Raw genomic sequence first — 22956 nt, 5'->3', positions numbered from 1 at the left:
GGCCAGGTCGACCGCCGGGCGGCGCTAGCGGCGGGACCGCCAGGGCCCCTCCGAAACGACGCGGCGGCGCGACCGGTGGTCCGGTCACGAATTGCCCTTCCATGCTCAGACCCGAAGGATGAGCATGGTTTCCGAACGGAAACGCGCACGCGGAGACAGAGAAGGACGAGGGGCGGGCAGCGGGTCGTGAAACGGATCGTGGCGGTTCTCGCCGGACTGGTGGTCCTGTCGGCGGTGGCGGGCGCCGGGCCCACGACCGCCGTGGCCGGCAGCGTGCGGGTGCGGCCGGGCGACGACTGGACGCTGCCGGGCTGGGTCCGTCCGTCGGCGAACTCGGGGCTGTTCTCCGAGACGGCCGCCCCGCGGTTCGGCGTCGGCACGCGCAGCCTGGACCTGAGCTGGCGCCAGCTCCAGCCGGACGGCCCGGGAACGCTGGACACCCGCACCGCGGGCTCCGCCCAGGACATGGACTTCCCGCCGCTGAGCCGGCAACTGGCGGACCGGCGGCCCTTCTGGGTCCGCATCTTCGCCAGCGGGTCGCGGTGGGCGCCCGAATGGGTGGCGGACCAGTGCGGCGTGGAGCCGCTCGGCCCCGACTACGACGGGCAGTACCACCTGCCCCTCTGGGACGAGTGCGTTTGGGGCCGGCTGCTCGCGCTCTACCAGCGGGTCTTCGTGGACGAGGGCCTGCGCGCCGACCCGCGGCTGAAGCTCGTCTACGTCCCCGGCGCGTTCACTTGGGCGGAGTACGACTACGACCTGATCAGCAAGGCGGCGGAACAGGGGCTGACGTTCGAGAAGTACCGGTCGTGGTACCGGCACGCCTGGCGGGATCTGACCGCCGTCTTCGGGCCGTACAGCGGCAAGCTCGTGTTCACCGGCGAGGACTACCCGTGGGGTCCGTGGGGTTCGAGGACGGACCTGTTCGCCAGGCAGGCCGTCGACGCGGGGCTCGGCATCCGGACCGGCATCACCGAGGTGTTCAACTTCCATCTGAGCGAGGCGCCGTCCTACGGGAGCCGCGTCGAGCCCGACGGGCACCTGACGGTGGACGAGTCCCTGCCTCTCCATGACGGGCGGCATGTCGCCGCCACAGAGAACGAGTGCTTCAACGACTGCGGCTACCACACGGGCGAGCCGTACTACGCCGTCCGCCAGTCGAACCTCAAGGCGCTGCAACTGCGGACGAACTGGGTCTACGTGGTCCCGGGCCCTTCCTACATGAAGGAGTATCCGCAGCACTGGAGATGGGTGCGGTTGAGCATCGGCAAGACCGCCTCCGATTCGCCTGACGCGTGGGCCGCACTGCGCGACGCCGAGGACACGTATTGGAAGGACACGACGGGGCCTTTCACCGCTGCCCGCCGGTGGCCCGGGCGCCCGTGGGTGCGCAACCTCGAACGCTGGCTCGTGCAGCGGGACGTTGCTCCCGACGGAAGGGCCCGCCGCTCCACCGCCGACGTCCACAGCGGCGTCCTCGGGCCGGAGAACGGCACCGCCTACGAGGGACTGCGCACCGACCGGGCGCAGGGGCAGACGTCCCTGTACTTCGACCTCGACGACCGGTTCCTGCGCGGGCGGCTCCGGCCGGTGCAGATCAAGGTGACGTACCGGGACGCCGGCAGGGGCGACTGGTGGATCGAGCACCGGGGCGGGCGCTCGCCGGCGGTGCGCCGCACGGGCGACGGCGCGTGGAAGACCGCGACGTTCCGGCTCCCCCGGCCCGCGTTCGCCAACCGCCTCCCCGGCGGCACCGACTTCCGGATCGCGACGGGCGCGGGCGACGACCTGGACGTGCGCTTCGTCCGCGTGGTGCGGCTGCAACCACCCGACCGTTCATGATGTTTTCTGCTCTTTAGTCTTCACTTTCGAGCACAAGTGAGCATAAGGTCCCGGAAGGATCGGACTTCGGGAGGGCTCATGGCCGGGAACCGCATCATGACCGAGATCTCCGCGCAGCCGGAGTGCTGGCGGCGGGCCGCCGGGCTGGCCGACGGGCTGCGCGACGCGCTGCCGGCCCGCGGGGAGCGGGTGGCGGTCGTCGGATGCGGCACCTCCCTGTACATGGCGCAGGCGTACGCGGCGCTGCGGGAGGGGGCCGGGCACGGGGAGACCGACGCCTTCGCCGCCTCGGAGATGCCGTACGGCCGCCGCTACGACCGGGTGCTGGCGCTCACGAGGTCCGGGACGACGACCGAGGTCCTCGCCGTCCTGGACCGGCTCGGCGGCTCGGTCCCGACAACGGCGATCACCGCCGACCCGGACACGCCGGTGGCCGGCAGCGCCGACCGGCTGGTCGTGCTCGACTTCGCCGACGAGGAGTCGGTCGTGCAGACCCGGTTCGCCACCACCCTGCTGGCGCTGCTGCGCGCGCACCTCGGCGAGGACCTGGGGGCCGCGATCGCCGCCGCCGAGGCCGCGGTGGCCGACCCGCTCCCGCCCGGGCTGCTGGAGGTCGAGCAGATCACCTTCCTCGGCCGCGGATGGACGGTCGGCCTCGCGCAGGAGGCCGCCCTGAAGATGCGCGAGGCGGCGTGCTTCTGGACCGAGGCCTACCCCGCGATGGAGTACCGGCACGGGCCGATCAGCATCACCGGCCCCGGCCGGGCGGTGTGGATGCTCGGCGGGCTCCCGGACGGCCTCGGCGAGGAGGTGGCCGCGACCGGCGGGCTGCTGCGCGCCGCCGGCGCCGACCCCCTCGCCGAACTGGTCCGGGTGCAGCGACTCGCGGTCGCGCGGGCGGACGCGGCGGGCCTGGACCCCGAGCGCCCCCGGCACCTCACCCGCTCGGTCGTCCTGGACGCCGCGCCCGGCGGCCCGGCGGCATGATCCTCACGGTCACGCTGAACGCCGCCCTCGACGACACCTACGAGGTGCCGCAGGCGCGGCTCGGAGCGGTCCACCGGGTCGCCGCGGTGCACTCGCGGCCCGGTGGCAAGGGCGTCAACGTGGCCCGGGTGCTGCACGCCCTCGGGCACGAGGTCGTGGCCTCCGGCCTGGCCGGAGGCGCCGCGGGGCGGCGCATCGAGGAGGGGCTCGGCTCCCTCGGCGTGCCCGCGGCGTTCACTCCGGTCGCCGCGGAGTCGCGCCGGACGGTCACCGTCGTCGGCGCCGAGGCCACGATGTTCTGCGAGCCGGGCCCGCAGGTGACCGGCGCGGAGTGGGCCGCGTTCCTGGCCGCGTTCGAGTCCCTGGCCCGGGACGCCGCCGTGGTCGTGCTGTCGGGGAGCCTGCCGCCGGGCGTCCCCCCGGACGCCTACGCGCGGCTCGCCCGCACGGCACCCGGCCCGGTGATCCTGGACGCCGACGGGGAGGCGCTGCGCCTCGGGCTCGCCGGGCGCCCCGGCGTCGTGAAGCCGAACGCCGAGGAGCTCGCCCGCGCGAGCGGCACCGGCGACACGGCCGCGGGGATCCGCGCGCTGCGCGAGGCGGGCGCGGGCGCGGTGGTCGCCTCGCTCGGCGCCGGCGGCGTCCTCGCCGCGACCCCGGACGGCGTCCTGCGCGCCGCGCTCGACCGTCCTCTCCAGGGCAACCCGACGGGCGCGGGGGACGCGCTCGTGGCGGGGCTGGCGGCGGGCCTCGCCGCCGGCCTGCCCTGGCCGGACCGGCTCCGCCGCGCCGTCGCGCTGGCGGCCTGCGCGGTCCGCTCCCCCGTCGCGGGCGAGATCGACCCCGCCGGGCTTCCCGCGCTGCTGCCCCGTGTCACCCTCCGGACCGAGGAGAACCATGCCGCTCGCCCCCATGAGTGACGTCATCGCCGGACCGGACGCGCGGGGCCGCGGGCTGGGGGCGTTCAACGTGATCCAGCTGGAGCACGCCGAGGCGATCGTCGCCGGGGCGGAGCGGGCGGGCGCGCCCGTGGTCCTGCAGATCAGCGAGAACTGCGTCGCCTACCACGGCGCGCTCGGCCCGATCGGGCGGGCCGTGCTGGCGCTCGGCCGCGCCGCGTCCGTCCCGGTCGTCGTCCACCTGGACCACGCCACCTCGCCGGACCTCGTCCGCGAGGCGGTCGCCCTCGGGTTCGGGTCGGTGATGTTCGACGCGTCCGCCCTCCCGCACGAGGCGAACGTGGCGAGCACCGCCGACGTCGCCGCCCGCTGCCGGGCCGAGGGGGTGTGGGTCGAGGCGGAGCTCGGCGAGATCGGCGGGAAGGACGGCGTGCACGCGCCGCACGCCCGCACCGACCCGGACGAGGCCGCCGGGTACGTGGCCGCCACGGGCGTGGACGCCCTGGCGGTCGCGGTCGGCACGTCCCACGCGATGCTGACCCGCGACACCGTCCTCGATCTCGCGCTCATCGCCCGGCTGCGCGCGGCGGTGCCCGTCCCGCTGGTCCTGCACGGGTCCTCCGGGGTGCCCGACGACGGGCTCGCCGCCGCCGTCGAGCACGGCATGACCAAGATCAACGTCGCGACGCAGCTGAACAAGGTGTTCACCGCCGCCGTCCGGGACCGGCTGGCCGCCGATCCCGGACTGGTCGACCCGCGCCGCTACGTCTCCGCCGGCCGCGACGCGGTGGCCGCCGAGGTCGCCCGCCTGCTGCACGTCATCCGCGCGGGCCGCCGACGCGGTAGGTGACGTGGGTGACCAGGGGCGTCCGGGCCACGCCGACCGGCTCCAGCGCCAGGTCGCCGACGCCCTCGAACAGGCGCTCGCCCTCCCCGAGGACGACGGGGGCGATGTGGAGGCGGAGTTCCTCGATCCGGCCCGCCGCGAGGTACTGGTTCACGGTGCTCGCCCCACCGGCGATCGAGACGTCCCTGTCCCCCGCCGCGTCCCGCGCCTGGGCCAATGCCGACTCGATCCCGTCGGTGACGAAGTGGAACGTCGTGCCGCCCTTCATCACGATGCTCTCGCGCGGGTGGTGCGTCAGCACGAAGACCGGCGCGTGGTAGGGCGGCTCCTCGCCCCACCAGCCCGTCCAGTCCGGGTTCCACGCCGGGCCGCGGTCGGGGCCGAACATGTGGCGCCCCATGATGTAGGCCCCGGCCGAGGTGATCTTCGCGATCTCCTCGGCGTTGGCCTCCTGCTCCTCGAACATCCACCGGTGCAGCCGCTCGCCGCCGTCGCCGAGCGGCTCCTCCAGGCGCTGGTTCGGACCCGCCGCGAACCCGTCGACCGAGATCCCGATGTCACAGGTGACCTTGCTCATTGCGGTGCCTCCTTGGCGGCGCCCCTGCGGCGCCTTTCACCAGTGGATCGGACCCACTGCCGCGTTCTCGACATCCCGGACTCCCGGAGATGAGATTTTTTTGAACCCGCGGCCGTGGCGTGGACGTGCTGTGGGGTGTCGCATACGCGGCGGGGGGCCGAACCTGGGAGGACGACCTGACCACCGACAGCCGCCTGGAGCGGATCACAGACGAGGACGTGCCCGCCGCCGCCCCCGAGGCCGGTGAGCGCTCGCGACGGCGGCGCGTCGCGGCGCGGGCGGTGACCGGCGCGGCGTTCCTGCTCGTGCTGGTCGCGCTGGTCGCGCCGGCCGAGTTCGCCCTCCTGGCCCCGGGGGCGTTCGTGCGCGTCCCGATCGAGGGCGTGGCCGGTGTCGCGCTGGTCCTCGTGCTGCCGGCCGGGGCGAGGCGGTACGCGGCGGGGGCCGCCGGGGCGGTGCTCGGGCTGCTGCTCGTGCTGAAGGTGCTGGACATCGGGTTCGACGCGGTGCTCGTCCGGCCGTTCGACCTGGTGCTGGACTGGCCGCTGCTGGGGCCGGCCGTGGAGTTCGTCAAGGAGTCGTCCGGGCAGGCGGGGGCGGTCGCGGCCGTCGTGCTGGCGGTGGCGCTGGCGGTCGGCGTGGTCGTCCTGACGACGCTGTCGACGCTGCGCCTGAGCGGCGTGGCGGTCCGGCACAGGAGGCCGGCGTCCTGGGCCGCCGGCGTGCTGGGAACGGTCTGGCTCGCCTGCGCCGTGCTCGGGGCGCAGTTCGTCCACGGGGTGCCGGTGGCGTCCAGGAGCGCGGCGGTCCTCGCCTACGACCACGCGCGCCAGGTCAGGACGAGCCTGAACGACCGCGAGGAGTTCGCCAGGGCCGCCGCCGTGGACAGGTTCCGCGACACGCCGCCCGACAAGCTTCTGACCGGGCTGCGCGGCAAGGACGTCGTCCTGGCGTTCGTGGAGAGTTACGGGCGGTCGGCCGTGGAGAGCCCGCAGTACGCGCCGCAGGTCGGCGCCGTCCTCGACCAGGGGACGCGGCGGCTCCGCGAGGCGGGGTTCTCCGCGCGCAGCGGCTGGCTCACGTCCTCGACGGCGGGCGGCGGCAGCTGGCTCGCGCACGCCACGCTGCTGTCGGGCCTGTGGGTGAACAACCAGCAGCGGTACCGCGCCCTGGTGAACAGCGACCGGCTGACGCTGAACGGGGCGTTCCACCGCGCGGACTCCCGGACCGTCGCGCTCATGCCGGCGATCACGCGGGCCTGGCCGGAGGCGTCCTTCTACGGCTACGACAAGGTCTACGACGACCGGAACCTCGGCTACCGAGGCCCGCGCTTCAGCTTCGCCACGATGCCCGACCAGTACACCCTGTCGACGCTCCAGCGCACCGAACTGGCGAAGGAGGACCGGGCGCCGGTGATGGCGGAGACGGCGCTGGTGTCCAGCCACGCCCCGTGGGCGTCCGTCCCGCGGCTCGTCCCGTGGGAGCAGGTCGGCGACGGGTCGATCTTCGACGGGATGGGCAAGGGATACGACGCGCCGTGGCCGGCGCCCGGCCGCATCCGCGCCGAGTACCGCGCGTCGATCGAGTACACGCTGAACACGCTCGTCTCCTACCTGGAGACCTACGGCGGCAAGGACACCGTGCTGGTCTTCCTCGGCGACCACCAGCCCGCGCCGCTCATCACCGGGCCGGGCGCGAGCCGGGACGTCCCGATCACCATCGTGGCGAAGGACGGCGCCGTCCTGGACAGGATCTCCGGATGGGGCTGGCAGGACGGCCTGCGTCCCGGCAGGGATACTCCCGTCTGGCCGATGAGCGCGTTCCGCGACAGATTCTTGACCGCCTTCGGAGGCTGAACGGAGATCGGGGGGACGCTCCCCGGGAAGGGATGGCGGCGTGACCTCGCTGTCCGCGGAGCCCGGACGGCCCGCGGCGCCTTCGGCCGAGGAGGCGCCGGGCCGGTTCCGCGCGCTGCGCCGCCGCTGGCTGCTCGCGGCGGTCGTCTCGGTGCTGCTGGCCCAGATGGGCGCCGCGATGGCGACCACGGCCGTGCAGCAGAGCCCGACCGTCGACGAGCCCGTCTACATCAGCACGGGCGTGGTCTACCTCCGCGAGCACGACCTGCGCCACAACGCCGAGCACCCGCCGCTCGGCAAGCTCCTCATCGGGGCGGGGGCGGTGCTCGCCGGGCCGCACCTGCGCACCTCCTTCACCGGCAGCGACTACAGGCTCGGGAGGCAGTTCCTGTACCGGTGGGGCAACGACCCCAAGCGGGTGCTGCTCGCGGGGCGGCTGCCCGTCATCGCGCTGACGCTGCTGTTCGGGCTGGTCGTCTTCGCGTTCGCCCGCGACCTCGCCGGCCCGGCCGGGGGGCTCACGGCACTGACCCTGTACGCCTTCTCCCCCGACGTCATCGCGCACGGGTCGCTGGCCACGCTGGACGTCCCCACGGCCGGCCTGCTGCTGACGTCGGTGTGGCTGCTCTGGCGCGCGAGGCGCAGGCCGCGGCTCTACCTGCCGCTCGCCGGGGCGGCGCTCGGCGCGGCCGTGGCGACGAAGATGAGCGCGCTGCCCGCGCTGCCGGTGCTCCTCGTCCTGGCGGCGGTGTCGGTCCGGACGTCCCGTCCGCCGCGCCGTCCCGTGGCGACCGCCGTGCTGTCGGCGGCGGGCGTCGGCGTCCTGGCCGTCGCGGTGGTGTGGGCGAGCTACCTCGCCGTGGATCCGCGCCTGCGCTGGGCCGCGCCCGCCGACCTGCCGTCCGCCGGCGGGATGCGCGGACTCGCCGCCGGCTGGCTGCCGTTCCCCCGGCCCTTCCAGGACGGGATGCGCGCGCAGTTCGGTTTCGAGGACATGCGGTGGACCGGTTTCCTGTTCGGTGACGTCTACCACGGCTCCCGCTGGTACTACCTGCCGGCCGCGCTGCTGGTGAAGACGCCGCTGGGGATGCTCGGTCTGTGGGCGGCGGGCATCGCCGCGACGGCGGCGCTGCCCCGGCTGCGTCCGGCGGCGCCGTACCTCTTCGCGCCCACGGCCGTCCTGCTGGCGGTGGCGATGACCGGGTCCCGCGACCTCGGCGTCCGCTACGCCATCTTCGTCCCGGTCTTCCTGGCGGTGGCGGCGGGCGGCGCGGTCCTCGTCCCGTGGCGGTGGGCCAAGGCCGCGACGGTCGCGCTGCTGTTGCTCGTCGCGGTCAGCTCGCTGCGCGCCTTCCCCTACTACCTGCCGTACTCCAACGAGGCGTTCGGCGGCCCGTCCAAGACCCACCTGCGCCTGCACGACTCCAACGCCGACTGGGGCCAGGACCTCGGGCGGCTCGCCGATCGGCTCCGGGAGCGGTATCCAGGCGAGCCGGTCTGGCTGGTCTTCAAGGGCAGCGGCGTCCCGTCCGCCTACGGCATCCGCGCGCGCGACCCGCTCACCGCGCCGCCCGGCGAGGTGCGCGGGCTGCTGGTCGTCTCCGACAGCTGGCTCGTCAAGAACGACCCGCGGCTGACGCCGCTGATCCGCACCAGCGAGCCGATCGACGAGGTCGGGCACTCGGTCACCATCTTCCGCCGGCCCGCTCTGCGCCCGTAGCGCCCTCCCGGGGCTCTGAGGGGCCGCGGGTCAGCGGCGGTGGGTGTGGGCGCGGGACCAGAGCGCCGTCCAGCCGCCGTGCGCCAGCCAGGACGCCGGGACGCGGAGTCCGTGCTCGGCGATCTCGTCCCAGAACACGGCGGTGTCGGCGCCCAGCTCGCGGGCGGCGGGCAGGGCGCGCTGCCAGGGGCCCTCCTCGTCCTCCAGCGTCGTGGCGGGGTAGCCGGGGACGGTGGTGGTGCGCGGCGGCGTCACGGGGACGAGGCCGGTGGCCGGCGCGGCACAGGTGGTGGCGACCGCCAGCGCGCACAGCGGCTGCGCGGCCGTCGGCTTGGCGAAGGCGCGGGCGATGACCGGGTCGTCCTGGAGGGCGAGCGCCCCGATCGCACGGCGGACGCGGCGCGCCACCAGGTCGAGGGAGTACGCGTCGGCGACGGCGGGGAGCTTGACGAGCCTGCGCAGCGTCTTCGGCAGCGGCGGCTCGCCGAGCAGCAGCGGGAGCTGGTCGTAGCGGTCGCGCAGCGCCGGGTCGAGGGCGTCGAGCGCGGAGCGCAGGGGGCGGTGGCCGGAGGCCGTCCAGAGCCGGACCAGATCGGTGGCGCCCTCGTCCAGGGCGCGGCCGACGGCGCCGGTGAGCTGCGGGCCGCCGAAGCGGCGCAGCCGGGCGAGCGCAGCGTCCGGCCCGGTCCCGGCCACGGCGGCGAGGACGTCGAGCGCCTCCGGGGCGGCCCGCGCCCACGAGCGGACCGCGAGCTCGCCGAGGGCTGGACCGGCCTCCTCGACGAGGCGGGGCGCGGCGCGCCGCCTCGCCGGCCGGGACGGCGGGAGCTCCTCCGGCGCCTGCGGGGCCTCGTCCTCGACGGCGCCCGGGATCGCGGCGACCCACGCGCGGAAGCGCTGTTCGAGGGTCTCGTCCGGCGGGTCGTTGAACCTCGCCGCGATCTCGCTGACGCGCCAGCCCCGGGACGCGGGACGCAGCGGCATCAGCTCCGCGTTCGCGACCAGCAGGCCGTCGGCGTCGTAGAGGCCCGCGAGGCCGCTGCGGCCTGCCCTGGCCTCCTCGACGTAGGCCGGTCCCGCGATGCAGTTGCCCATGTAGTCCGCCCATTCGGCGACGTCCCGGGCACTGCGGCCGATCTTGAGCCGGAGGCGGGTCCCGGGGACGGCCGCGCCGTCCAGGGCGGCGAGCGGCGCGGGGACGGCGAAGTCGCCGGTGAGGGCCTCGGCGATCGCGGTCGCCGACGCCAGGCCCGCGGTGAGGGCCGCCCACGTGCGGGGCGCCCGGGGCGGGACGCCGCCGAGCGCGACCAGCTGCGCCGCGCCGGAGACGGCGCCCATGAGCGAGTCGAGGCGCGGGGTCAGCGGCTCGACGACCGGCGGCGGGTCGTGGACGAACCAGGGATCGCGGGTGCCCGGGGCGGGCTGGGCCCGCTCGTGCCCGTGCAACCGGGCGAGGGCGTCGATCAGGTCGACGTACCAGAGCAGGTCGGCGGCGGTCTCCACGGTCGCCGGGTCCTGCTCGGGGGTGAGCCTGCGGCGCAGCGGTTCGGTGTCGCCCAGCATCGGCCCGCTCCACGGCAGGATGCCGTCCCACTCGGCGGGAGGACGGTCGTAGCCTGCCACCTGCCGCCAGCTTTCCAGGCTGGGTGACCACTCGCGCAGCAGGGCGTCGTGGGTCCCGACCATGTCGCCCATCACCCGTCCGACGTCCTCGACGATGACGAGCGCGAAGTCGCGGGCGCAGGCCAGCCGCGGTCTGACATAGGCGGCGAACTTGGCGTCCATCGGCCGGGCGGCGTCCAGCCTGCGCGCGAGGTCGCGGACGTAGGCGCCGGGGCGCGTGGGGAGGCCGGTCAGCCCCGGCACGCGCCGTGCCGCCTTCCCGGCGGCCCAGTCGGGCATCAGGGCCGCGGCCGCGCGCAGTACCGGGGCCGACCGCCCAAGGCCGTCCTCCAGGCCGTGGTCGGCGACCGCAGCGGCGGTCCGGAGCAGCGCGGTGGCGGCGATCGCGTCCGCGAAGACGCGCTGGAGGCGCTCGTGCCAGTACCAGCGGCCGGGGGTCCAGCGTGCGATGTCGGCGAGCGAGGGATGCTCGTCCGCCAGGTCCATGCGCACCTGCCACAGGACGTGCTCGTCGTCGTCGTGGCGGCGGCGCTTGCGCAGGTCGGCGACCCGGTCGCGGCGGCTCTGCGTCGCCAGCCGCGCCTCCCGGCGGGCCAGCCCGGTCCGGTGCTCGGCGACCCGCTCCCACAGGTCCAGGATCAGCGCGAGCCTGCGGGGCGCGGGCACCGCCCCGAGCACCTGCCGCAGGTACCCCGCGAGCACGGACGGCGATCCGCCGGGGGTGAGGTCGACGCCTTCGGGCGCCTCCAGGGCGAGCACCTGTTCGAGCTGCTCGGGTCCGAGGACGTCGCTGGCCGCGGACGCCAGGTGCAGCGCCGCCCAGCGACCCTCCTCGGCCGCCCGCCCGGCGGCCGCGCCGACCCGCCTGGTGACCGCGGGCCCGAAGAGCGCGACGAGCACCCCGGCCCGCTCGCCGAGGCGGTGCGCGCCGTGGAGGCCGACCGCCCGCAGCGCGGCCAGGACCGCGTCCCGCTGGTCCCCGCGCGCCCCTTCCAGCCGCGCGGAGCGGAACCCGGCGCCGAGATCGACACCCGCTCCCGCCGCGACGGCGCCCCCGTCGGCGACGAGCAGCGACAGTTCCCGGACGGCGTTCGCCGCGTCCTCCGCCGGCGCCTCCTCGGGGCCGAGAGCGACGGGCGTCCCCGGGTGCGCGTCCGCCCCGTCCAGCAGCCTCCGCGGTCCGGAGGGGCGGGCGATCCAGGCATGGCGCCCGGACGCCACCACACCCCCAGAAAACCGGATCTTCATTCGCCCCATCATCCTCCGGGGGCCCGCACCGGCCAACGGATTTCCCCGCATCCGGCGGCCCGTGTGGTTCCCTGTGGTCATGTACGACGTGATCATCGCGGGCGGCGGGCACAACGGCCTGGTCGCGGCCGCCTACCTGGCGCGCGCCGGCAGGCGGGTGCTGGTGCTGGAACGGCTCGGGCACTTCGGCGGGCTGGCGGTCTCCGCGCGCGTCTTCCCCGGCGTGGACGCGCGGCTCTCGCGGTACTCCTACCTGGTGAGCCTGCTGCCGTCGCGGATCGTCCGGGACCTCGGCCTGCGCGTCGAGCTGCGCGGACGGCGGTTCGCCTCGTACACGCCGGTCGGCGACGGCGGCCTGCTGATCGACAACGGGGACCCCGCGCGGACGGCCGCCTCCCTCAGGGGCGACGCCGGCGCCTGGCGGAGGTTCTACGCGATGGCCGGGCACGTCGCCGAGCGCGTCGCGCCGACCCTGCTGGAGCCGCTGCGCGACCGCGCCGAGCTCCGGGACGCGGTGGACGACCGGGAGGCGTGGCGCGACCTGTTCGAGCGGCCCGTCGGGGACGTCGTGGACGAGCGCTTCACCGACGACACCGTGCGCGGCGTCGTCCTCACCGACGCGCTGATCGGCACGTTCGCCGACACCTCCGATCCCTCCCTGCTGGCCAACCGGTGCTTCCTCTACCACGTCGTCGGGAACGGGACCGGCGACTGGAACGTGCCCGTCGGCGGCATGGGCGCGGTGACCGGGGCCCTGGCCGACGCCGCCCGCGCGGCCGGGGCCGAGCTGCGCTCCGGCATGGAGGTCCTGCACGTCGACCCGGCCGGGGAGGTGACCTTCCGGGACGCCGACGGCGCCGAGCACGCCGTCTCGGCCAGGTGGGTGCTGGTCAACATGCCGCGGGAGGGTTCGGCCGAGGGGTCGCAGCTCAAGGTGAACATGATGCTCTCGCGGCTGCCCCGGCTGCGCGACCCGTCCGTCCGGCCGGAGGAGGCGTTCGCGGGCACCTTCCACATCAACGAGGGCCGGAGGCAGCTCGACACGGCCTACCGCGAGGCCCGCGACGGCCGCATCCCGTCCGTCCCGCCCGCCGAGGTGTACTGCCATTCGCTGACCGACCCGTCGATTCTCGGGCCGGAGCTGCGGGAGGCCGGGGCGCACACCCTGACGCTGTTCGGCCTGCACATGCCGGCGCGGCTGTTCCGGGCGGACCCCGAAGGCTCGCGCGCGGCGGCGCTGCGCGCGACGCTCGCGTCCTTCGACACGGTGCTCGCCGAACCGATCGAGGACTGCCTCCTGCGCACCCCGGACGGCACGCCGTGCCTGGAGGCCAAGACGCCCGTCGACCTGGAGAACGCGGTCGGCCTCCCGGGCGGCCACATCTTCCACCGCGACCTGTCGTGGCCGTTCGCGGAGGAGGCCGGGGAACGCGGGCGGTGGGGCGTCGAGACCGAGCACCCTCGCGTGCTGGTGTGCGGGGCGGGCGCCAGACGGGGCGGAGGCGTCAGCGGGATCCCGGGCCACAACGCTGCCCGCGCCGTGCTGGACGCCGGCTAGGAGCGCCCGCAGGCGCGGTGAAGGGCCGCGACCGCCGCGGCAGGGTCGTAGGCCGGCAGCACGGCGGCCAGGTGACCGTCCGGCCGGACGATGTGCACCGTGTCCGGGCCCGCCCGCAGGGCCGTCCGCAGCACCCCGTCGGTGTCGATGGATTCCAGGGCGTGGATCTCGTGGGGGACGTCGGTCGGCAGCCTCTCAGCGCGCCCGCCCTGGGTGAGGACCACGAACCGCCTGCCGAACAGGCGGCGCAGCCGGGTCGGTTCCCCGTCCACGACGCACGGCCCGTCGGGGCAGAGGACGCCCGGCAGCGGCGGGCGGACGGCGCCGGGACCGCGCGGGAAGTCCTCCACCGGCCCGGCCGGGGTCGTCAGCGGCGAGTCCAGGTACCAGAACGGTTCGGCGAGCCTGCCCGAGTCGATGATCGCGCGGGGGTCCGGGTGCGTCCGGGCGGCCTCCAGGGACTCCAGCCGCCGGGCCCTCTGCCGCGGGGTCCGCGGGACGAGGAACTCCATCGTGCGCGTGGTCACCCGCAGGTTCTCCCCGGCGGCGGCCCGGCGCTCGGCGTCGTAGCTGCGCAGCAGCGCGGGCGGGGCCCAGCCGTGCCGGACGAACGCGAGCTTCCAGGCGAGGTTCTCGGCGTCCTGCACGCCGGAGTTCAGGCCGCGGGCGCCGAACGGCGCGTAGACGTGGGCGGCGTCCCCGGCCAGGAACGCGCGGCCGGACGCGAACGCCGCCGCGACCCGCTCGTGGAACCGGTACACGGTGGCCCACACGATCTCGTACGGGACGTCCCCGGTGATCCGGCGGATGCGGGCGTCCAGCGCGCCCGACCTGCGCTCGGCGTCGAGGTCGTGGTCGGCGGGCACCTGCCAGTCGATGCGCCACGTCCGGTCCGGGCACTGGTGGACCAGGACCTGGCGCCCGGGGTTCCACTCGGGGTCGAAGAAGAACCGCCGCTCGCTCGGGAACGGCAGGTCCGCCCGGATGTCGCAGATGAGGAACCGGTCGGTGAAGGTGCGGCCGGGGAAGCCGATGCCGAGCAGCTCCCGGACGGCGCTGTGCCCGCCGTCCGCGCCGACCAGATGGGTGCCGCGCACGGTTTCCCCGGCGGCGCCGCCGGAGCGGGCCTCGACGCCGTCGCCGTCCTGGCCCACACCGGTGACGCGATGCCCGTACCGGACCTCCACCAGCGGTTCCGCCGCGGCCAGCTCCCGCAGCCGCGCCTCGACCTCCGCCTGGGAGATGTTGATCCAGGGCGGCACGGCACTGCGCCCCGCGTCGGGGAAGGTGACGGCGAACAGCTCGTCCCCGCGGTGGTAGGTGCGGCCGGTCGTCCACGTCACGCCGCGGGCGATCATCGCTTCGGCGCACCCGACCCGGTCGAGCACGTCGAGGACGTCCCGCTGGAAGCAGATCGCCCGGGACCCGGACAGGTCGCGGCGGGCGGCGGCCTCCAGCACCACGCACGGCACGCCATGCCGCGCCAGCAGCAGCGCCGTGACCAGGCCGACGGGTCCCGCGCCCACGACGAGGACCGGTTCGCTGTCCCTCACGCGTCCACCCGATCACGTCGCGGCGTTCCCGGCCACCTCCCGGGCGCGCTCGGCGGCCCGTTCGATCGTCCGGTCGGCGACCTCCCGGTCCTGCCAGCCGCGCACGTCGGTGCCCTTACCGGGCTCCAGGCTCTTGTAGATGTCGAAGAAGTGCGCGATCTCGTCGAGGGTGTGCTCGTGGACGTCCCGCAGGTCGCGGATCTCGGCGTAGCGGACGTCCCCGGCCGCCACGGTGAGAATCTTGGCGTCGGGGACGCCCCCGTCGAGCATCCAGAACACCCCGATGCTGCGCACCCTGATCACGCACCCGGGGAAGGTCGGCTCCTCCAGCAGCACCATCGCGTCCAGCGGGTCGCCGTCCTCCGCGCACGTGTCCGGGATGTACCCGTAGTCCGCCGGGTACTGCGTCGAGGTGAACAGCATCCGGTCGAGCCGGATGCGGCCGAGCCGGTGGTCCATCTCGTACTTGTTGCGCGATCCCCGGGGAATCTCGACGATCATGTCGATCTCCATGAATCCCTCCCCCATGGGGAGCACTACCCACGAGTCGCCCCGCCACGTCAGTGGGCGGCGGCGTTCCAGTCGGGGCCGGCGCCGATGGCGACCTCCAGGCCGACCGCGAGCGGGTAGGCCGTCGTCATCCCGGTGCGGACGATCTCCCGCACCGCGCCGGACTCGCCGGGCGCCACCTCCAGGACGATCTCGTCGTGGACCTGGAGCAGCAGGCGGCTGGCCAGCCCCGCGGCGGTGAGCGCCTCGTCCACCCGCAGCATCGCGATCTTGACGATGTCCGCGGCGGAGCCCTGGACCGGGGCGTTGAGCGCCATCCGCTCGGCCGTCTCGCGCCGCCGCCGGTCGTCGCTGTTCAGGTGGGGCAGGTAGCGGCGGCGGCCGAGGATCGTGCGGGTGTAGCCGGTGGCCCGGGCCTCGGCGACGACGTGGTCGAGGTAGTCGCGGACGCCGCCGAGCCGCTCGAAGTAGGCGTCCATCAGCGGGCGCGCCTCGGCCACCGGGATGCCGAGCTGCCTGGCCAGGCCGAACGCCGACAGCCCGTAGGCCAGCCCGTACGACATCGCCTTGATCTTGCGGCGCATGTCCGGGGTGACGTCCTGCGGGCGGGCGCCGAAGACCCGCGCGGCCATCGTGGTGTGCAGGTCCTCGCCGGACTCGAACGCCGCAAGGAGCGTGGGGTCCTGCGAGAGGTGCGCCATGACGCGCAGTTCGAGCTGCCCGTAGTCGGCCGTCATCAGCGACTCGTAGCCCTCGCCGGGGGTGAACGCGCGGCGGATGCGCCGCCCCTCCTCCGTCCGGACGGGGATGACCTGCAGGTTGGGGTCGGCGGAGCTGAGCCGGCCGGTCGCGGCGACGGTCTGCTGGAAGTCGGTGTGGATGCGGCCGTCGGCGCCGATCTCCCGGATGAGCCCGGTGACCGTGGAGCGCAGCCGCGCCTGGTCGCGGTGGCGCAGCAGGACCTGCGGCAGGCCGTTGTCGGTCCGGGTGGCGAGCCAGGTCAGCGCGTCCACGTCGGTGGAGTACCCCGACTTGATCTTCTTGGTCCTGGGCAGGTCGAGCTCGCCGAACAGCACCTCCTGGAGCTGCTTGGTCGAGGCGGGGTTGAAGCGACGCCCGGCGATCCGCGCGGCCTCGTCGGCGGCGCGCTCCATCCCCTCGGAGAAGTACCGCTCCAGCTCGCGCAGCAGCTCCGCGTCGACGTGCACGCCGGCGCGCTCGGCGCGGGCGAGCAGGCGCGAGAGCGGCAGCTCGACGTCCCGCAGGACCTCGTCCATGCCCGTGGACGCCAGGTCGGCGGCGAACACGCCGGCGAGGTCGAGGACGGTGCGGGCGGCCGCCATCAGCCCGGCCGCGCCCTCGGCGGACGGGCGGCGCCCGAGGTGGCGGCCCGCGAGGTCGGCGATCCCGTAGGCGGCCAGCCCCGGGAGCAGGAGGTAGGCGGCCATCGCGGTGTCGGTGGCGACCCCTTCGAGCCGCCAGCCGCGCTCGCCGAACACGCGCAGCAGCGACTTCACGTCGTGCAGCGCCTTGGGCCGGCCGGGGTCGGCCAGCCAGGCGGCGAAGGCCCGTTCGTCCCCGGCGGTGAGGCCGGACGGCTCGAACGACGCCGCGTCCCCGTCGCCGGTGGCCAGCGCGATCCGTTCGACGTCTCCCGCGCCGCGCGTCCAGGTGTGGTCGGCCGCCAGCCCGGTCAGGCCGGTGGCGTGCGTCCCCAGCCAGCCGGCCAGCTCGCCGGGCCCGAGCTCCCGCCCCTGGACGGGCTCCGGCGCGGCGTCGGGCGGAGGGCGCCCGCCGCCCGGGTCCGCCGCGAACAGGCGCTGCCTGATGCTGGCGTTGCGGAACTCCAGCTCGTCGAGCAGGGAGGTGAAGGCCGCCAGGTCGTACGGGCGCCGCCGCAGGTCGGCGGGCCCCACCGGGAGGTCCAGGTCGCGGACGAGCTCGGTCAGCCGCCGGTTCAGCGCGACGGTCCCGGCGGCGGCGCGCAGCTTCTCCCCCGCCTTGCCCTTGACCTCGCCGGCGTGCTCCAGCAGGGCGTCGAGCGACCCGTAGTCGCGGACCCACCTGGCGGCGGTCTTCTCCCCGATGCCGGGGATGCTCGGCAGGTTGTCGGACGGGTCGCCGCGCAGCGCCGCGAAGTCGGGGTACTGCGCCGGGGTCAGCCCGTACCGCTCCCGCACCGCGCCGGGCGTGTACCGGATCATCTCCGACGCCGTCCGGTAGAAGTACAGGACGGTGACGTCGTCGCTGACGAGCTGGAGCACGTCCCGGTCGCCGGTGACGATCAGGACGTCCATGCCGTCCGCCTCCGCCGCCGTCGCCAGGGTCGCGATGACGTCGTCGGCCTCGTAGCCGGGCGCCCGCAGCACCGGCACGCTCATCGCGGCGAGCAGCCGGTCCAGGACCGGAAGCTGGCTGCCGAACTCGCTCGGCGACCGCGACCGGGTGGCCTTGTACTCGGGGAACGCCTCGGTGCGGAACGTCTGCCGGGAGACGTCGAACGCGACGGCCGCGTGCGTGGGGCGCTCGTCCCGCAGCACGTTGGCGAGCATGTTCGCGAAGCCGTACACGACGTTGGTCGGCTGCCCCGAGGTGGTGGTGAAATTCTCGACCGGCAGCGCGTAGAACGCCCGGTAGGCCAGTGAGTGGCCGTCCAGGAGCAGCAGGCGTGGCCGGTCCGTCATGTGTCACATCCTGGCACCCGGGGGATGGGCATGAAACCGGCGGCGGAGGTGTTGGGAGCGGCATGACCAAGATCGAACTCGGACGGCTCGGGATCTGGCTCCCCTGGCCCCAGCTGAGCCCGGACCTGGCCCGGGACGTGGAGGAACTCGGCTACGGCACGGTCTGGATCGGGGGCTCGCCGGCCGACCCGGACATCGCCGGGCGGCTCCTGGCCGCGACCGGCCGCATCGTGGTCGCCACCGGCATCGTGAACATGTGGAGCACGCCGGCCGAGGAGGCCGCCGCGGCCTACCACCGGCTGAACGACGCGCACGGCGGCCGGTTCCTGCTGGGCGCCGGCATCGGCCACCGGGAGCGGAACGAGGGGTACCGCAGCCCGTACGAGACGATCGTGGACTACCTCGACCGGCTGGACGCCGGGAACGTCCCCGTGGAAGGCCGGGTCCTCGCCGCGCTGGGGCCGCGGGTGCTGCGGCTGGCGGCCGAGCGCGCCGCGGGCGCCCACCCGTACCTGACCACGCCCGAGCACACCCGGTCGGCGCGGGAGATCCTGGGGGCGGGCCCGCTGCTGGCGCCGGAGCAGAAGGTCGTGCTCGACCCCGATCCGGTGCGCGCCCGCGCGATCGCCAGGGAGACCCTGGCCCGCTACCTCGCCCTGCGCAACTACGTCGCCAGCTTCGAGCGGCTGGGGTTCACCGCCGACGACTTCGCGGGCGGCGGCAGCGACGCGCTCGTGGACGCGCTGGTCGCGCACGGCGACGCGGCGGCGGTCGCCGCGCGGCTGGAGGCCCACCTGGAGGCCGGGGCCGACAACGTCGCCGTCCAGGTGCTGACCGAGCCCGGCGGCGATCCCCGTCCCGCCCTGCGGTCGATCGCCGAGGCCCTGCTCTGACCGAGGCACTGCTCTGACCGAGACGCCGCTCTGGCCGGCCTCGCGCAGGCCGGGCGGACATGGCGAGGGACGCGCCCGGGGCCGGGCGCGTCCCTCGGTGTGACGGGTCCTACCGGGTCGCGTGGTTGCCGACGACGTCCGGCGTGACCCGCTTCCTGGGCTGCGCCTGCCTGCGGGCGAGCTCGTTCCCGTTGACCGTCAGGGTGCTGTGCGCGAACAGCTCGGTGACCGCGGCGGTGCCGTCGATCATCTGGTCGAAGCCCTTCAGGTTCACGTTGTCGTACCGGTCGCAGGCCTGGTGGTAGCACGGGTCGTAGGCGAGGCCCGCGGTGCCGCCGTACCGCTTCGCCTGCTCGGGGGTCTTGATGCCCTCGGCGCCGGTGAACAGGCCGCCGGCGGGGATGCCGACGCTGATGAACGCGTCGTAGTCCGAGCGTCCGTTGAACGGCGTCGGGTCGGTGGGCAGCTTCCGCTTGCCGAAGTAGTCGACGAACGCCTTCTCGATCGCGCCGGACCCGGCGGGGGCCTCGACGTTGTTCTCGCCCGCGCTGTTGTCGCCGTCGTAGACGAAGTTCACGTAGTTGGGCGAGGCGAGCATGTCGAAGTCGAGCATCAGCGCGACCTTGTCACGCTCGGCCTGCGGGAGGTTGTCGACGTAGTACTGGGAGCCGAGCAGGCCCTCCTCCTCGGCGCCCCAGAAGGCGAACCGCACCTTGTTGCGGACCTTGGATCCGAGCTTGTTGATCTGCTTGGCCATCTCCAGCAGCGTCGCCGTGCCCGAGCCGTCGTCGTTGATGCCGGGCCCTGCGGTGACGCTGTCGTTGTGCGCGCCCACCACCACAACGTTGTCGGCCCTGCCGCGCCTGGTGTCGGCGATGACGTTCGCGGCCTGGCGCTTCTCGTTCAGGGTGTCGGTCCTGACCCGGAGCGTGACGCCGCCGTTCTGCGCCTGCTGGACGAGGGCCTTGCCGACCGCGTTCGTCGGGCCGACCACCGGCAGGCCGTAGGGCGTGGTCAGCGTCCCCCCGACCGGGCCCGGCTGGCCGGGCAGCTGGTAGATGACGACGGCGGCCGCGCCGGCGGCGACGGCGTTGTCGGTCTTCAGGGAGAAGAAGCAGCCGCCGCGCTGGATCAGCGCGATGTGGCCCTTCGGGAACCCGGCGAAGTCGCCCGCCTCGCATCCGCTGCCGTCGCCGGTCGCCGCCGGGTCGACGGGCGTGGCGGGGGCGGTGACGTCGCCCGACCCGGAGTACTGGAGCGTCTCGAAGTCGCCGTGCGGCGCGAACGTCTTCGGCTCGGGCGCGGTCTCGGCGAGAACCGGTTCTGACAGCTCCTGCCAGAAGTCGAACTCGAAGTTCTGGACCACCGGCGCGTATCCGGCCCGCTTGAGCTGGTCCGCGATGTACTTGATGGTGATCTTGTTGCCGGGCAGTCCCGCGGCCCGGTTGCCGCCGTTGGCGTCCGAGATCTTCTGCAGGTTCAGCTGGTGGTGCCGCACGTCGCTCAGCTTGACGAGCGCGGCCAGCTTGGACTGGGCCGGGCCGGCGGCGTGGGCGGGCGCCGCGGCCACGGTGGTGGCGGCGAGCGACAGCCCGGCGAGGACGGCTAGCGCGGCTCTGCGCATGCTCGGTCTCCGTTGATGGGGGGACAAAGTAAAGCGAAGCTTGACACCTGTCATTTCTCGCAACAAGACACGACTCAGCATCAAAACGGCCAATATTGGCCTCGTTCTTCACCGGGTTAACACGGTTGACACGCCACCGCCGATTACCCCTCGGCACCCTTCCCCGCGCTCCGCCGACGCGTTCGACAAGGCCCCGAATGCCATTCCATTACAAGATCAATTATCGAACCCCAACCTCTGACCTGCAATGACGTCCGATAAAGGCGGGCCTGGCGCGGCCGGACGCGCCGCGCCGGCGCGGCGTCCGGAGATCGCCGCGCACCCGCCCGGAAGGCGCGAGTTCACGCGGCGCACGCGAGAGGTCACAAGTCGCCGCAGGTGAAGCCTCTGGTCCCCGGCAAATCGAACTAAGTAAGCTCCCGTCCCGCCAGGTCGGTCGGGGACGGCCGGTTCGAAGACGATCAGGAGTGTGGGCCGGTGACGAAGCCCGAGCAGCTTCATGGCTCCCATGAGCGGCCGCGCACGCGGCCGGTCGGACGGCGGATCGCGATGCTCCTCGCCATCCCGCTCACCGCTCTCGTCTCGCTGTGGGTGTTCTCGGCCGGGACGACGCTGTCCGCCGCGCTGCAGCGGTCGGAGTTCACGCGGATGTACAAGGACGTCGGGCTGCCGGCCGGCGCCGTCATCGGGGCGCTCCAGCGCGAGCGCGCCGCCGCCGTGGCCGTCCTGACGGCGCGGACCGCCGCCGACAGGCGGGCCTACGAGGACCTCGCGAGCAAGACCGACGCCGCCGTGGCGGCCTTCCGCTCGGCGGCCTTCAAGCCCCGCCTCAAGGACGCGATGGGCCCCGAGCTCTGGGAGCGCATGGAGGCGCTGGACGACAGCCTCGACCAGCTCGAACCGCTGCGGGCCCAGATCACCCAGCACGCGGCCAGCACCGTGCAGGCCATCGACGCCTACAGCGGCTTCTCCGACTCGACGTTCCGGCTGCTGACGACCTTCATCAGCGTCAACGACACGAAGGTGTACCGGCAGAGCGCCGGGATCACCCACTTCTCGTGGGCGAGCGACTTCATGCTGCGCGAGGACGCCCTGATGTCCGCGGCCGGCGCGCGCCGGCTGACCGCGGCCGAGCGCATGGCCTTCTCGGGCTGGGCCGGCAACCGCGAGCAGTTCTTCTCGCTCGCCCGCGTGGAGGTGACCGGCGCGCTGTCCCGGGTCGTGGAGCAGCTCGCCACGTCGTCCGCCTACGGCACCTTCACCCTGATCGAGACCCAGATCCGCTGGCAGGGTCTCAATCCCGGCGTCCGGCAGTGGCGGACGGCCACGCAGGAGCTGACCCCGCTGTGGTTCACCTCCTCCTCCCGCCTCGGCGACGTCCTGAACGACGACGTCGTCGAGCCGGCCGGACACCGGATCATGCTGCGCTTCTTCCTGGCCTGCGTCGTGGGCCTGCTGATCGTGGCCGCCTCGGTGACGCTCTCGGTGCTGTTCGCCCGGCGGCTCGCGCGGGAGCTGCGGGACCTGCAGGCGTTCGCGCAGCGGCTCGCGCACGAGCGGCTGCCCGCGGTCGTGGCCCGGCTGCGGCGCGGCGAGAAGGTCGACGTCGACGCCGAGGCGCCGCGGCCGGAGCGGGGGCGGACGAGGGAGATCGCCCGGGTGGCCGACGCGTTCGACGCCGTCCAGCGCACGGCGGTCGGCACCGCGGTCGGCGAGGCCGAGCTGCGCGCCAGCATCAACCGCGTCTTCATCAACCTGTCGTGGCGCAGCCAGTCGCTGCTGCACCGGCAGCTGCGGCTCCTCGACCAGATGGAGCGGCGCGCCTCCAGCCCCGAGGAGCTCGACGACCTGTTCCGCCTCGACCACCTGACCACCCGTATGCGGCGGCACGCCGAGGGCCTGGTCATCCTGTCGGGGTCGCCGACCGTCCGCGCCTGGGACCACCCGGTCGCCGCCGAGGACGTGGTGCGCGCCGCGATCGCCGAGGTGGAGGACTACACGCGGGTGGAGGTGACCGGCGCGTCCTCGGCCGCGGTCGGCGGCGACGTCGTCGCCGACGTCATCCACCTGCTGGCGGAGCTGATCGAGAACGCGGCGTCGTTCTCCCCGCCGGCCACGGAGGTCACCGTCAAGGTCGAGACCGTCGCCAACGGGCTGGCCGTCGAGGTCGTCGACCGGGGCGTCGGCCTGGATCCCGACGAGCTGGAGGACCTGAACCGGCGGCTCGCCAGCGCCGTCGAGTTCGACCTGGTCGACACCGAGAGGCTCGGCCTGTTCGTCGTCGCGCGGCTCGCCGCCCGGCACGGCATCCAGGTCTCGCTCCTGCCGTCCCCGTACGGGGGCACGACCGCGATCGTCCTCGTCCCGCACGCGCTGGTCGTCCTCGACGACGACTGGCACATGGCGCGCGGCCACGCCCCCGGGACGCCGCAGCCGGTCGGGTCGGCCGCGAGCGCGGGCCAGGCACGGCTCGGCCGCCCGTCGCGCCCGGCGCTGCCCGGGCGGGTCGTCCGGGAGCGGCCGTCCGGCGAGCCC

Annotated in this window: 15 protein-coding genes; 9 read left to right on the top strand and 6 right to left on the bottom strand. The window is 74.5% G+C overall.

The features are described from left to right. Positions 1-186: 186 nt before the first annotated feature. The 4 genes from ABD944_RS25470 to ABD944_RS25455 all read left to right on the top strand — a co-directional run bounded on the left by ABD944_RS25470 (position 187) and on the right by ABD944_RS25455 (position 4578). Positions 187-1842 (top strand): hypothetical protein, encoded by a 1656-nt coding sequence (locus tag ABD944_RS25470; protein WP_345180594.1) that lies wholly within the window; start codon positions 187-189, stop codon positions 1840-1842. Between the two features lie 78 nt (positions 1843-1920). Further along, a complete protein-coding gene (locus tag ABD944_RS25465; RefSeq protein WP_345180592.1) occupies positions 1921-2829 on the top strand; it encodes an SIS domain-containing protein in 909 nt (302 codons plus the stop codon). Beyond that, complete coding sequence (locus tag ABD944_RS25460; protein WP_345180590.1) at positions 2826-3749, top strand: 1-phosphofructokinase family hexose kinase; 924 nt, start codon at positions 2826-2828, stop codon at positions 3747-3749. Before ABD944_RS25465 ends, ABD944_RS25460 begins: the two co-directional genes overlap by 4 nt. Then, positions 3742-4578 carry a class II fructose-bisphosphate aldolase gene (locus ABD944_RS25455; protein WP_345180588.1) on the top strand — a complete coding sequence of 279 codons (837 nt, stop codon included), beginning with the start codon at positions 3742-3744 and terminating at the stop codon, positions 4576-4578. Before ABD944_RS25460 ends, ABD944_RS25455 begins: the two co-directional genes overlap by 8 nt. On the opposite strand, the gene ABD944_RS25450 is transcribed toward ABD944_RS25455, so the two are convergent. Further along, positions 4547-5152, bottom strand: a complete 606-nt coding sequence (locus ABD944_RS25450) for a dihydrofolate reductase family protein (RefSeq protein ID WP_345180586.1) — start codon at positions 5150-5152, stop codon at positions 4547-4549. The two genes, ABD944_RS25455 and ABD944_RS25450, sit on opposite strands and share 32 nt — an antisense overlap. Positions 5153-5277: 125 nt before the next feature. Between ABD944_RS25450 and ABD944_RS25445 the strand changes: the two genes are divergently transcribed. Together ABD944_RS25445 and ABD944_RS25440 are read left to right on the top strand one after the other, a co-directional pair. Continuing rightward, positions 5278-7008 (top strand): alkaline phosphatase family protein, encoded by a 1731-nt coding sequence (locus tag ABD944_RS25445; RefSeq protein WP_345180584.1) that lies wholly within the window; start codon positions 5278-5280, stop codon positions 7006-7008. Positions 7009-7048: 40 nt separating this feature from the next. Beyond that, positions 7049-8728 carry an ArnT family glycosyltransferase gene (locus ABD944_RS25440; RefSeq protein ID WP_345180582.1) on the top strand — a complete coding sequence of 560 codons (1680 nt, stop codon included), beginning with the start codon at positions 7049-7051 and terminating at the stop codon, positions 8726-8728. A 30-nt stretch (positions 8729-8758) separates the two neighbouring features. Here ABD944_RS25440 and ABD944_RS25435 read toward each other — a convergent pair whose 3' ends face one another. Continuing rightward, complete coding sequence (locus ABD944_RS25435) at positions 8759-11599, bottom strand: hypothetical protein (protein WP_345180579.1); 2841 nt, start codon at positions 11597-11599, stop codon at positions 8759-8761. Between the two features lie 79 nt (positions 11600-11678). On the opposite strand from ABD944_RS25435, the gene ABD944_RS25430 reads away from it, so the two are divergent. Beyond that, positions 11679-13157 (top strand): phytoene desaturase family protein, encoded by a 1479-nt coding sequence (locus tag ABD944_RS25430; RefSeq protein ID WP_345180575.1) that lies wholly within the window; start codon positions 11679-11681, stop codon positions 13155-13157. Here the strand turns inward: ABD944_RS25430 and ABD944_RS25425 are convergent. Genes ABD944_RS25425 through polA form a run of 3 tightly spaced genes read right to left on the bottom strand, consistent with a single transcriptional unit; the run spans position 13154 to position 17904 of the window. Then, positions 13154-14710 (bottom strand): FAD-dependent monooxygenase, encoded by a 1557-nt coding sequence (locus ABD944_RS25425; protein ID WP_378189893.1) that lies wholly within the window; start codon positions 14708-14710, stop codon positions 13154-13156. The two genes, ABD944_RS25430 and ABD944_RS25425, sit on opposite strands and share 4 nt — an antisense overlap. 12 nt (positions 14711-14722) lie before the next feature. Continuing rightward, entirely contained in the window at positions 14723-15223 is a 501-nt protein-coding gene (locus tag ABD944_RS25420) for an inorganic diphosphatase (RefSeq protein ID WP_345180572.1), read from the bottom strand. 47 nt (positions 15224-15270) lie between these two features. Next, positions 15271-17904: a DNA polymerase I gene (gene polA, locus ABD944_RS25415; RefSeq protein ID WP_345180568.1), complete on the bottom strand. Its 2634-nt coding sequence runs from the start codon at positions 17902-17904 to the stop codon at positions 15271-15273. A 62-nt stretch (positions 17905-17966) separates the two neighbouring features. On the opposite strand from polA, the gene ABD944_RS25410 reads away from it, so the two are divergent. Further along, complete coding sequence (locus ABD944_RS25410; protein ID WP_345180564.1) at positions 17967-18797, top strand: LLM class F420-dependent oxidoreductase; 831 nt, start codon at positions 17967-17969, stop codon at positions 18795-18797. 109 nt (positions 18798-18906) lie between these two features. Here ABD944_RS25410 and ABD944_RS25405 read toward each other — a convergent pair whose 3' ends face one another. After that, complete coding sequence (locus ABD944_RS25405) at positions 18907-20421, bottom strand: M28 family metallopeptidase (protein WP_345180562.1); 1515 nt, start codon at positions 20419-20421, stop codon at positions 18907-18909. Positions 20422-20898: 477 nt separating this feature from the next. On the opposite strand from ABD944_RS25405, the gene ABD944_RS25400 reads away from it, so the two are divergent. After that, positions 20899-22956 (top strand): sensor histidine kinase (locus ABD944_RS25400; protein WP_345180559.1); only part of this gene is annotated, 2058 nt, incomplete at its 3' end.

It is taken from the genome of Actinomadura verrucosospora, assembly GCF_039540335.1.
GTDB classification, from domain to species: domain Bacteria; phylum Actinomycetota; class Actinomycetes; order Streptosporangiales; family Streptosporangiaceae; genus Spirillospora; species Spirillospora verrucosospora.
The sequence above is the reverse complement of the archived record's forward strand: the minus strand, read 5'-3'. Positions and strand labels throughout refer to the sequence as shown.